The sequence below is a fragment of the Algibacter ulvanivorans genome (assembly GCF_048381495.1).
In the GTDB taxonomy this organism is placed as follows: Bacteria; Bacteroidota; Bacteroidia; order Flavobacteriales; family Flavobacteriaceae; genus Algibacter_B; species Algibacter_B ulvanivorans.
This window is the reverse complement of the sequence record NZ_JBLWGD010000006.1, coordinates 122,533-135,260: the sequence shown is the minus strand read 5'-3', so window position 1 is coordinate 135,260 and position 12,728 is coordinate 122,533. Positions and strand designations below refer to the sequence as shown.

Here is a 12,728-nt window from a genome sequence, read left to right as displayed (position 1 = left end):
TCATATTTATTTTGGAAATACAACTATAAAGTGGTTTATTGTCATATAACAAATCCAGATACATCACAGAATATTAAGTGCTTAGATTTTGAGATTTATATAACTCAGTAGAAATATTTTTAGATAATTAATATAGATACAGCCTAGCTTTGAAAGCATTTTTGAATTTCTTCATAGTATTTTTTTTAGGTATAAATCTTTGTCTTAGTCAAGCACAATCTGTATTTAAAAAAATCAACCAATCGTCTGGTTTATCCAATGGTCGAATTACCAGTATTGTAAAAGAAAAGGATGGGTTTATTTGGATTGGCACAAAAAATGGTCTGAACCGGTACGATGGTTTAGATGTGAAAGTTTACAATAAAAAGAACAGTAATCTTACCTCAAATGATATATCCGATTTATTAATTGATAGTAAAAAAAGACTTTGGATTACAACTCTGGGTGGTGGCTTAAATTATTATAATGCCATGAATGACACATTTGAAGTGTTTAAGTCAACTGAAAACATGTTATCTAGCCATGTAACTACTGTTATTGAAGATTCTAAAGGGCAGATTTGGTTGGGAACAGAAAAGGGTTTGTGTAAATTAAATACAGATACCAACACCTTTATTTCGTTTACTAATGAATTAAATATTGGTCAATCAAAAAAAAGCAATAATGTAACTAGTATATACGAAGATAAAAATGGAAATTTATGGATTGGTACTTTTGGAAATGGGTTATTCATTTTTGACATTGTAGAAGAAAGATTTCAACAAATGACTCCAGAGCAAACCCAAATCTCAGATTTTATATATGCCATTTCAGATTTAAACCCAGATAAAATCTTAATAGGGACCAATGGAAGTGGCCTACTGTTAGTTGATATAACTACATTGAAATTTTCGAATTTTTTTAAAGAAAATTTAGCTTTTAAACAAGACGTAAATATTGTCCGTTCCATCAAAAAGGATAGTAAAGACAATTTGTGGATAGGAACAGATGGAAATGGTGTTTTCGAAATTCAGTATCCCAATGGGAAGAACCCCATAGTTCATAACTATTTATATAACTCACAATTAGAATCGTCACTTTCTGGAAATGCTATTTACGATATTATGGATGATGGTGACTATAATATTTGGATAGGAACCGCATGGAATGGTATTAGTATTGTTGACAAAAAAAACACAAATGAAATTTTGTTTAGTGATATTGTTGGAGTAAATCCTTCACCTGTTTTATCAATCTATAAAAACAATAAAAAGCTTTATTTTGGTCTAGATGGAAATGGTTTAACAGTTTATGATGTAGAGTTTGACAAGGTTAAATATTATAATGAAAAACAAAAACCCTCAACAATAAAAGGGAAGTACATTCAAAAAATTATAGAAACAAAGGATGGCAACATTTGGTTAGGAACCTTTGCAAATGGACTTATCAAATTTAATGAACAACGGGATAAATTTACCCATTACAGGCACGAATTTAAAAATGATGAATCTATTAGTTATGATGATGTACGTGATATAATAGAAGACGAACACAATAATTTATGGATTGCCACTTGGGGAGGTGGTTTAAATTATCTTGATACGAAAACAGAAAATTTTATTAGTTACCGTGAAAGTGAGGACAAAACCAATACAGTTAACAATGATAATATTATTGACTTAGTAAAGGATGGAGAAAACATGTGGATTGCCACTTTTGGAGGAGGATTAAATTTTTTTGATATTAAAAAAAAGGTATTTACGTTTTATACCTATAATGAGTCCAATACAAACTCACTAAGTAGTAATAATATTTTTTCAATATTTAAAGATTCTAAAGACTATTTATGGATTGGAACCTCTGGAGAAGGTATTAATCGAATGAATTTAAAAACCAATCAAATTGAACGTTTTGAAACTGAAGATGATATTAGATACCAAACAATTACCGGAATTATTGAAGATGACTATCAAACCATTTGGTTCAGCACAAAACAGGGCATTTTAAATTATAACTATCAAACCAATACATTTAATTCTTTCCCCGATCTTTCTGGAGAATTCCATATTAATTCCATTTTTAAAGATGAACAAGGACTACTCTATTTCGGAGGCATTAATGATGTTGTTAAGGTAAACCCTAAAACAGTAAAAATTAATGACATTCAACCAAAAGTTAAAATAACAAATTTTAAATTATTTAATAAAGAAGTTAAAATAGGAGAACATGAAATTTTAAAAAAGAATATCGTTTATGAAGATGGCATCACTCTCAAGCACAATCAAGATGTATTAACTTTTGAATTTTCAGCCCTTCAGTTTCCATTTTCAAATACTTGTGAATATGCTATAAAAATGGAAAATTTTGATGAAGAATGGCGGTATATTGGAAAAGACAGAACAGCGACCTACACAAATTTGTCCCCAGGAAATTACATCTTTAAAGTTAAAAGTAAAGTGGCTAGCAGTACTTGGGGTAATGCATACACATCTATAGATATACATATTTTAAAACCTTTTTGGTTAAAATGGTGGGCTTTTTTATTTTATGGGCTTGTATTGTTACTCCTATTTTATTTATCTAATAAATACACTTTGGCTTGGGAACGCATGAAATCCAATTTGGCATTTGAGAAGTTGACCCATGAAAAAGACACCGAATTATACAACCTTAAGCAACAGTTTTTTACCAACATATCCCACGAAATTAGAACCCCTGTAACTTTAATTTTAAGTTCTATAAACAGATTATTTGATAAAGGTGAACTTCTTGAAAGTAAACAAATAAAGTCAGCACATACCATTCGAAAAAACAGTAATTTATTGTTGCAATTGGTAAATGAACTTTTGGATATCAGGAAATTTGAAACCAATGAAATCAGTTTAAAAATAACCGAAGGCGAGGTAGTTTCCTTTTGTAAAGAAATATTTTTATCCTTTTCAGAAATTGCTTCCGATAGAAATATTCATTATAAATTTCATTCTGAAAAACCTAAAATTGATTTGTGGTTTGATAAAAACCAACTGGAAAAGGTTATTTATAACCTTTTGACCAATGCTTTTAAATTCACTAAAAATGAAGGCGATATCAATTTAGAAATTCAAAATAATGCTGATACTGTTTGTATAGTAGTTAAGGATAATGGTGTTGGCATGTCGCAATCACATATTTCAAAAATATTCAATAGGTTCTACCAAGTTGAAAATGCGGAATCTGATGAAAAATCTGGTTTCGGACTTGGGTTAGCCATTACAAAAGAAATAATAGAACTTCATAAAGGAAAAATAGTTGTTACAAGTGAAAAAAATAAAGGAAGTATTTTTGAGGTACAGTTATTAAAATCTAAAGATCATTTTTCAGATTTAGAAATTCAAGAAACAGAAATTCTAAATAATGAAGATACCAGAGTCATTAAGCATTTAAAACAAAAAGTAAAAAAAGATAAAGCCGAAAAACAAACGATTTTAATTGTTGAAGATAATATTGACATTCAAGAATCCTTACAAACAATCTTGAACAATGAGTACCACATTGTTCAGGCTTATAATGGAGAAGAAGGTTTAAAAAAGGCCGCCACAGATTTTCCAGATTTAATCATAAGTGATGTGATGATGCCTATTATGGATGGTATTGAATTTACAAAAAAGCTAAAGTCTGATGCATTAACCAGTCATATCCCTATTATAATTTTAACGGCAAGAACCTCTGTAAAAAATAGGTTGGAAGGTTTTGAAACGGGTGCAGATGCCTATATAAACAAACCATATAATGAGGCATTGCTAAAAACGAGAATTAATAATTTGCTAAACAGCAGAAAATTACTCCGAGAAAAATTCAGAAATGAAAATATGCTAACGCCAGAGGAATTAGCCATAAGTTCAACAGATCAAATATTTCTAGAAAAACTATATAAAAGTATTGAAGCCAATTTAGAAACTAATAATTTTAAAGCGGAAGACATATCAAAGTCAATTGGTATGAGTCATTCCGTGATGTACAAAAAAATTAAAGCATTAACGGGGCTGTCTTATGTTGAATTTATTAGGGAATATAGATTGGCAATTGCTAGACATTTAATTGAAGATTTAGGCTATTCTGTTACCGATGCTTGTTTTAAAGTAGGTTATTCAGATAGAAAATATTTCAGTAAATTGTTTAAGCAAAAGTTCAATATGAATCCTTCAGAATTATTATCTAAAAAGTAATAAATTCTATTTTTTATTGTCTTGAATTTATAATATTCATAGAAAAACGAATTCTTCGCCTCTCATAAACGAATTCATCCCCCCTACTCAAGTAGTCATTCTTAATAGTTTTACACAAATATTTAAACTGGTATTGGACAGCATTCCAACTACACGGCTTATCTAAATTAACTTAAACTAAATTATTTATGATGAATTTCTTTCGAGAAAAAACAAACCGTTTTATGGTATTAAAACTGCTATTTTTTATATGTTTTTCAGGTACGTCGTTTGCGCAACAATTAACCGTTTCTGGAATTGTTACTGAAGAAAATGGAGGCATACCAATTCCTGGAGTAAACATAATTGTTAAAAACACAAACAAGGGCGCAGTTACAGATTTTGATGGTAATTATCAAATTCAAGCAGACACGGATGATGTTTTGGTGTTTTCCTTTTTAGGATACGAGCCTATTGAAGTTATTGTAACAACATCGGTAATCAATGTATCATTAAAAGAAGATACCGAAAAATTAAATGAAGTTGTAATTATTGGTTATGGTACAACTACAGTAAAAGATGCCACAGGCTCCATTACATCTGTAACATCTAAAGATTTCAATAAAGGAAACATTGTTACACCAGAAAACCTTTTAAATGGTCGTGTTGCAGGATTAACTGTTAATACCGGTGGTGATCCTGGAGCAGGTTCTACCATTAGAATACGTGGTGGTGCATCCTTAGATGCGTCAAACGATCCACTTATTGTTATAGATGGATTGCCGATAGATAATAACACTATTGGTGGGTCACGGTCTGTTTTAAGTACCATTAATCCGAATGACATAGATTCGTTTACTGTTTTAAAAGATGCATCAGCTACAGCCATCTATGGTTCGCGTGCATCAAACGGTGTTATTATTATTACTACAAAACGTGGTAGCAAAAATTTCAGAGTAAATTTAGATACCCAAATGGGTATCAATACATTACCTAATACTGTTGATGTTTTTTCAGCAGATGCATTAAGAGGTGTTGTTGCAGAACAAAATCCAGATCTGCTACCGTTATTAGGAAATGCTAATACCGATTGGCAAAAAGAAATTTATAGAACAGGTATCACATCTAATTTGAACCTTTCTATTCAAGGGTCGCTTTTTGATAAGCTTCCTGCGAGGTTATCTCTTGGAAGAACTATTCAGGAAGGGTTAAGGTTAACGTCAAAGTTTGAAAGAAATACAGGCTCAATAAGTTTAAATCCCACATTTTTTGACAACCATTTAAAAGTGAGTTTAAATGCTAACGGAACGCTTGAAAAAAACAGGTTTGCAGCAGGAGAAGAAGGAAACGCCATAACATTTGATCCGACACAACCTGTGTATGATGAAAATTCGCCTTTTGGCGGTTTTTTTCAATATTATAACGATAATAATGATGGCATCATTAATGAAAATGATTTAATTCCATTAGCACCATTTAACCCTGTTGCAAATCTTCTGCAAACAAGAAGTATTAGTGATGTTAGAAGAGTTTATGGGAATATAAAGTTCGATTACAATTTCCACTTCTTGCCAGAACTCTCTGCAGTTGTAAATATAGGCTATGACGAACAAAGTGTAGAAGGTTCTGTAAAGGTGTCTTCAAAAAATCCATTAACTCAAGTGGATGGCAGTATTGTAGGTTCAGATTCTAATTATACTAATTATCAAAAAAACGTATTGTTTGACGGGTATTTAGCCTATGTAAAAGAAATTGGAGCATTTGATATTGATGTTACCGCAGGATATTCGTTTCAAAAATTTGACAGCAATCAGTTTAACACTAATGAATTGCTAGACAATACCGAAGCTTCAGAGCCTGTTCTTAATATAGATCCAGATTTGGTGCTTATAGGCTATTTTGGAAGAGCTAATTTCGATTTTTCAAACAAATATTTATTAACGCTTTCATACAGACGGGATGGTACCTCTAGGTTTAGTGAAGCAAACCGCTGGGGAAATTTTCCTGCTGCGGCTTTTGCGTGGAAAATTAACGAAGATTTCTTTCCTGAAGCCAAAGCAGTATCAACTTTAAAACTGAGGTTAGGTTGGGGTATTACAGGTCAACAAGATATAGGAAGAGACAATTCAGATTTATACTTTTCACGATATGCAAGAGGTTTACCAGCGTCTCAGTATCAATTTGGAAATCAAATTATACCTATAGGCATTGCGCAATTTAGAAATGAAGGATTAAAATGGGAAGAAACTACTACCTATAATGCAGGGTTTGATTTTGGTTTATTAGAGGATAGGTTTACAGGTTCTATTGAAGCATTTTATAAAGAATCTACAGATTTATTGGCAAACACATCTATTTCAGATGGTTCTAATTTTAGTAACGCAGGATTTCAAAACGTAGGAGATTTTAGTACAAAAGGTTTAGAATTTACTATAAATGGAGATATAATAAAAAAAGAGAAATTTAATTGGAATGTAAATTTTAATGCTACACTTATTAAAATCCAAATGGAAAAATTAGCATTAGATGCGGATCAGGAAACAGGAGGAATAGGTGGTGGTACAGGTGGAAATATTCAATTAAGACGTGTAGGATTTAACCCGTTTTCTTTCTATGTGTATAAGCAAGTTTATAATGCTAATGGGCAACCAATAGAAGGTGCTTATTCCGATTTAAATGGAGATAATCAAATAACACCAGAAGATCGTTATCTCTACAGGAAAGGCACTCCAGATGTTACTATGGGATTTCTTTCTAATATGTCATATAAGAATTTTGACCTTTCATTCAACTTAAGAGCTAGTATAGGAAATTATATATATAATAATGTAAACTCCATAAGAGCCCAATATAATTTACTACAAAACAATTCTGTTGCTGGAAATTTAACTACCTCGGTTTTGGATAGTGGTTTTAATGCAACTGAAGATGTGATACGCTCAGATTATTATGTAGAAAATGGTTCTTTTTTAAGAATGGATAACGTAACACTTGGGCATACTTTTAATAAACTTTTTAGTGAAAATTCTTCTTTTAGAATATCAGCAAGTGTGCAAAACGTATTTGTAATTACAAATTACTCTGGTTTAGATCCTGAAGTTTTTGAACAGGGCATTGACAATACTATTTATCCAAGACCAAGAACCTACACTATTGGTGCGAACTTTAGATTTTAAAAAATTAAATGATGAAAAAAATAATGAATTTAAAAATAAACTTAGCTATAATTGGTTTTTTGCTAATTGTAAGTTGTGAAAGTGAGTTAAATGTATCGCCCGAAGACCCTAATACATTTACTGCTGAAGATTTTTATGCCAATCCAGAGGCTTATCTGCAAGGTTTAGCGGGGGTATATTCTAATTTAAGTTTAACAGGTACTGATGGAGCTGCTAATTCTAACATTCAAGGTTTAGATCCCGGAACAAGCCAATATGGGCGTGGGTTATGGAACCTACAAGTAGTTACCTCAGATGAGGCCATATGGTCTTGGGAAAATGATGATGGCATTCGTGATATGAATCGCTCAACTTGGACAGCCGATAACGTTATTTTACGAGGCATGTTTGGTAGAACAATGACTTCCATCGCGTTTGCAAATGAGTATTTAAGGCAAACATCAAATGCTGTTTTAGATTCCCGAGGTGTATCAGGAGAATTAAGAAATAATATTCAAGACTATAGGGCGGAAGCAAGATTTTTAAGAGCGTTGTCTTATTACCATATGATGGATCTTTTTGGAAAAGCTCCTTACGTAACAGAAAATGATCCCGTTGGAGCCTATCAGGCACCGCAATACGCCAGACCCGAATTATTTACACTTATTGAGTCTGAATTGCTTGATATTATTCCAGAATTACCAGACCCACTTCAAAATGATTATGCAAGAGCAGATAAAGCTGCTGCGTGGATGGTTTTAGCAAAAATATATTTAAATGCAGAAGTTTATATAAATGAAAACAGATATAGCGATTGTTTAAATTATTGCGAACAAATTATTAATGGAGGATTCATTTTAACACCTAATTACTTGAACACCTTTATGGCAGACAATCATCAAGGAGCAGCCAGACAAGAAATTATTTTTCCTGTGTTATCAGATGGTGTAGTTACCCAAAATTATGGACCTACAACAGTATCTATTAACGGCCAAGTGGGATCTTTAGAGCAAAATGGCGAAGACTTTGGCGTGGGTGCTGGAGGCTGGGGAGGAGCTTTACGAGTTACACGTCAATTTTCAGAAATAATGTTGAATGGACAGTATGCCAATGATGATAGAAACACACTTATAATTGGAGATAGACCTATTGATATTACAAATATATCGAATAACGGTACAGGTTATATTGTTGCTAAATGGTCTAACAGAACTTCTGAAGGTGCTTTAGGAAGTGCAAGAGAAATTGTAGATACAGATTTCCCAATGTTCAGATTAGCAGATGTTTATTTAATGTATGCAGAAGCTCATTTAAGAGGTGGTGGTGGTACAATATCTGAAGCCGTTGGGCATGTTAATGCGCTAAGAACTAGGGCAAATAATCCTATAATGGTATCTGCGGGAGAACTAGATTTAGATTTAATTTTAAATGAGCGTTTAGTAGAACTTTATTGGGAAGCTCATAGAAGACAAGATCTTGTAAGATTTGGTAAATATTCTGGCGGTTCGTATAACTGGTCTTGGAAAGGAAATGCTCCCAATGGCATTCCAATAAGCACTAATAGAGATGTATTTCCAATTCCTACAGCGAGTTTGGGTTCTAATCCAAATCTAACTCAAAACGATGGTTACTAAGAAAGCTGAAATAAAAAACAAATATTAAAAAATATTAAAAAATGAAAAATATTGTATACAGATTAATAATAGTATTAGCAGTTATAAACTTAAATAGTTGCGATGATAACGAAGCTCCTATTTTTGTTGCAGCACCCAGCGGTGATGGAATTTCTTTTATAAACACATTTGCCTCAGAATATTTATTATCTGAAGCTATAGAAGATAACATTGCAGACAGATTTATTTGGGGGGAAGCAGATTTTGGAACAGAAACTAACATCACCTATGAGCTTCAAGGTTCAATAGATGCAACCTTTGCTTCATTTGAAGAAGTTGGTAGCACAAATGAGACTAATCTACCAATACTTGTAAGTCAATTGTTAGGTTTTGCAAAACAATTGGGCTTAGACGATGATCCTGCTACTACACAACCAGGTTCAGATTTACCAAATAATACAGGGCAAATATACTTTAGGTTGCGCGCTTATCTTGGTACGGGAGGATCAAACACAGAGGAGATGTTTTCCGATATTCAATCAGTAAATATTAATTGGATTGAAACTATTACAGAGAGCGATGCATGTCCTTCAATTTTTGCTGTAGGTGAAGCACTTACAGATATTGGTTGGAATTTTTCTCCTGATGGAGAAGTATTTTGTCAAAATGATATTCTTCAAAGAAAATTCAGATTTACAAATGGAACGAATTTTAGATTTTTTGAAGAATCTGGAGTTTGGACTTCAGGATTAGGTTACAATTATTATATAGGTGAAGGATATGCAATTGATGTAAATTTAGAAGCTGTAGATGATGGAGATGACAATTTTGTATTCGTAGGTGAATCAGGAATTTATACGATTACTATTAATAATATAGAAAAAACAATTGTCGTGACATCTTCAGGTTCGCTTTGGGCAGTTGGAGGGGCTGTTCCTGGAGGATGGGGGTTTAATGACGATACAGTAGAATTCGTCGAATCAGCACCTGATATTTGGTCTGCTTCAATAACGTTGTCAAATGATATTTTTAGATTTTTTCAAACATTTAATGTCTGGGATACGAATAACAATTATGCTTACTACGATGATGAGAGTTATACTATAGATGCTAATTTTGAAAATGATGGTAGTGATGATGCCAACTTTAACTTCATAGGAACTCCAGGTACTTACACTTTAACTGTTGATGCAGTTAACAAAACCATCACATTAAATTAGTATTACTCTATCTTAGAAGGAGGAATAAACAAAACGTAATTCCTCCTTCTAATTGAATAGTAAATTCTTTATTAACAATAAATACAATCATATTATGAAAACACAATTACTTTATTTATTTTTATTTACATCTATTTCATTTAATGGAATTGCACAATCAATTAGCGTAACCTCGGTTGATCCTGATCCTAGTCAAGTAGATAATGATCTCACAATCAATATCAGTTATAGTACAACAAATGCAAATGATATTATTTATATTGGATTGGAATTAAAAAATTCTGACGGTAGTTGGGTCGCTTCAATAGCTGAAACTACTATTAATCCTGTTGGAACTAGTGGAACAGATATAGCAACCTCAGCAACTATAGCAGTACCAGCAAGCACTGTACCAAGTGCCGATTTATCAGGTGGTCAGTATTATGAGCTTAAAACAGAACTTAATATGGAGGCTTGGGCAGGCTGGCTAGCAGGGGATTATCCAACAATGACTTTAGTGGGAGCACCACTTGCCGTTGAAGATTTTAATAATGCTACGATTTCTGTTTACCCAAATCCAGTTTTGGATGAATTAAATATTAAATCTACTAATGCTGCTTTGCAAAACAAATCGTATATAATCACTAACGTTTTAGGGAAAGTTGTAGCTAAAAAAAGTAAATCAGAAAGTCTACAGTTAATTAATGTTTCAGGTTTATCCAAAGGTTTATATTTTTTACAAATAGATAATTTAAAACCAATTAAATTTTTGAAACAATAAAGACCTATTTAAAATGAAGTAAAATGTATGTTTACTAATATAATTTTATCATTTCAAATTTATAGTAAGCATGCTTTTCTAAGAGGATTGATTAAATGAATATAAGAGATACTCTCTAAAATTTTTTAAACATAACAGTTCAAAATAATTTAACATGCATAAAATTTTAACTCTTTTTAGTTTTTTAAGCTTTATTCCAATAATGTTATTTTCACAATCAATAGAAATCACTTCATTTAACTCAAACCCAATAGAAGTAAACCCTTTAACGGGCAATGTTTTAACAATTAATTATAAGTACACAAGTGAAACAGGTTCTACGGGGAATCATATTTATATAGGGTTAGAGTTACTGGATAGTGATAATGCATACCAAAGTACCATTACAGATATCACATTAGAGAATCAAGCATCGGGAGCAAATATTGTGGGTTCTGTAAATTTATTTATAGGAAGTAGCAATACGTTATCAGCTAATTTGGAAGGCGGACTTTATTATCAAGTTAAAACTATTTTATATGCTAGCGGTGGCTGGACAGAAAATGCTTGGTCTGGATGGTGGGATACGCCAATAACAATATTACAAGACACCAGTGGAATTACTCCAAGAGCGGATGTTATCTCTAAAGGGGTAGATGTTAGTTGGATGTCTGAAATGGAAGACTCTGGATACATTTGGAAAGATGGTAGCGGCAATACAAAAAGCTTAATGCCATTACTAAAAGAATATCAAATAAACACAGTAAGGTTAAGAGTTTGGGTAGACCCTGATACTTCTGGAGCAAACGGATGGTGTGATATTCCTGATATGGTAACTAAAGCCAAACTTGCCAAGGCAGAAGGAATGGATATTATGATTAGTATACATTATAGCGATTTTTGGGCAGATCCTGGTAATCAAACTAAACCTGCAGCATGGACAAGTTTTTCTGTTTCAGAATTAGAAACAGCTGTATATAATCATACTACTGATATTCTTACTGCGCTCCAAGCAGAAAATATAGCTCCTAAATGGGTGCAAATAGGTAATGAAACTAGTGATGGAATGCTCTGGCCAACTGGTAAATCATCTAGTTCTGGTTTTGTTAATTACGCAAAATTTATAACAGCAGGTAATAATGCCGTAAAAACTTTTAATAGCACTATTAAAACGATTGTTCATATTTCTGATGGTAATGATAATAACTTGTTTAAATGGAATATTGGGGGTTTAGTTAATAGTGGTGCTCAATTTGATATTATAGGAATGTCTCTATATCCAGATTCAAGTAACTGGCTAGGTTTGGTAGATGATACGTATTTAAACATGCTAGACATGAAATCAAGATATGGTAAAGACGTTATAATATCTGAAGTAGGTTTTAGTTCAAGTACACCAGATGTTGCGCATCAGTTTTTAATATACATGCTTGAAAAAACCAGGGAAGCTGGCGGATTAGGTGTGCTATATTGGGAACCAATAGCTCATCTTAATTGGAAATCATATTCTAAAGGAGCTTGGAATAGTGATGGTAGTCCATCCATAGCAATGGACGCTTTTATTGATTATGCAACATTAAGCACCAATGATGAAATTCTAGATAATAAAAAGGTTAGGGGTCTAAAATTATATCCAAATCCAATTTCAAACAAATTAACATTAGCAATAAAAGATAGAAATATAAATGTAATTACCATTTATGATTATTTAGGGCGAAAATTAAAAGTTATTAAAAATATAGAGAACTACAAATCTGTTAATGTTTCAGATTTACCAAATGGCATTTATTTGTTTCAGACCAATACTAAAGAACAATATAGAATTATTAAAAAATAAG

6 protein-coding genes are annotated in these 12,728 nt (G+C 32.1%); all 6 read left to right on the top strand.

Annotation, left to right across the window (positions count from 1 at the left end):
* Positions 1–149 precede the first annotated feature (149 nt).
* On the top strand, positions 150–4,184 hold the full coding sequence (locus ACNG5D_RS14165) for a hybrid sensor histidine kinase/response regulator transcription factor (RefSeq protein ID WP_418184186.1): 4,035 nt from the start codon (positions 150–152) through the stop codon (positions 4,182–4,184).
* 188 nt (positions 4,185–4,372) lie between these two features.
* The gene (locus ACNG5D_RS14160) at positions 4,373–7,339 is read left to right on the top strand and encodes a SusC/RagA family TonB-linked outer membrane protein (protein ID WP_418184185.1); all 2,967 of its coding nucleotides are present in this window, start codon (positions 4,373–4,375) and stop codon (positions 7,337–7,339) included.
* A gap of 8 nt (positions 7,340–7,347) precedes the next feature.
* A complete protein-coding gene (locus ACNG5D_RS14155; RefSeq protein ID WP_418184184.1) occupies positions 7,348–8,952 on the top strand; it encodes a RagB/SusD family nutrient uptake outer membrane protein in 1,605 nt (534 codons plus the stop codon).
* Between the two features lie 41 nt (positions 8,953–8,993).
* Positions 8,994–10,151, top strand: coding sequence for a SusE domain-containing protein (locus ACNG5D_RS14150; protein ID WP_418184183.1), 1,158 nt, complete (start codon positions 8,994–8,996; stop codon positions 10,149–10,151).
* Positions 10,152–10,245: 94 nt separating this feature from the next.
* A complete protein-coding gene (locus ACNG5D_RS14145; RefSeq protein WP_418184182.1) occupies positions 10,246–10,911 on the top strand; it encodes a T9SS type A sorting domain-containing protein in 666 nt (221 codons plus the stop codon).
* Between the two features lie 154 nt (positions 10,912–11,065).
* Positions 11,066–12,727 carry a glycosyl hydrolase 53 family protein gene (locus ACNG5D_RS14140; protein ID WP_418184181.1) on the top strand — a complete coding sequence of 554 codons (1,662 nt, stop codon included), beginning with the start codon at positions 11,066–11,068 and terminating at the stop codon, positions 12,725–12,727.
* The last annotated feature ends 1 nt before the right edge of the window (position 12,728 follow it).

Excerpts from the sequence above, each read along its gene's own strand:
- ACNG5D_RS14155 (WP_418184184.1), top strand. The coding sequence starts at position 7,348 with ATGATGAAAAAAATAATGAATTTAAAAATAAACTTAGCTATAATTGGT.
- ACNG5D_RS14145 (WP_418184182.1), top strand. The coding sequence starts at position 10,246 with ATGAAAACACAATTACTTTATTTATTTTTATTTACATCTATTTCATTT.
- ACNG5D_RS14150 (WP_418184183.1), top strand. The coding sequence starts at position 8,994 with ATGAAAAATATTGTATACAGATTAATAATAGTATTAGCAGTTATAAAC.
- ACNG5D_RS14140 (WP_418184181.1), top strand. The coding sequence starts at position 11,066 with ATGCATAAAATTTTAACTCTTTTTAGTTTTTTAAGCTTTATTCCAATA.
- ACNG5D_RS14160 (WP_418184185.1), top strand. The coding sequence starts at position 4,373 with ATGATGAATTTCTTTCGAGAAAAAACAAACCGTTTTATGGTATTAAAA.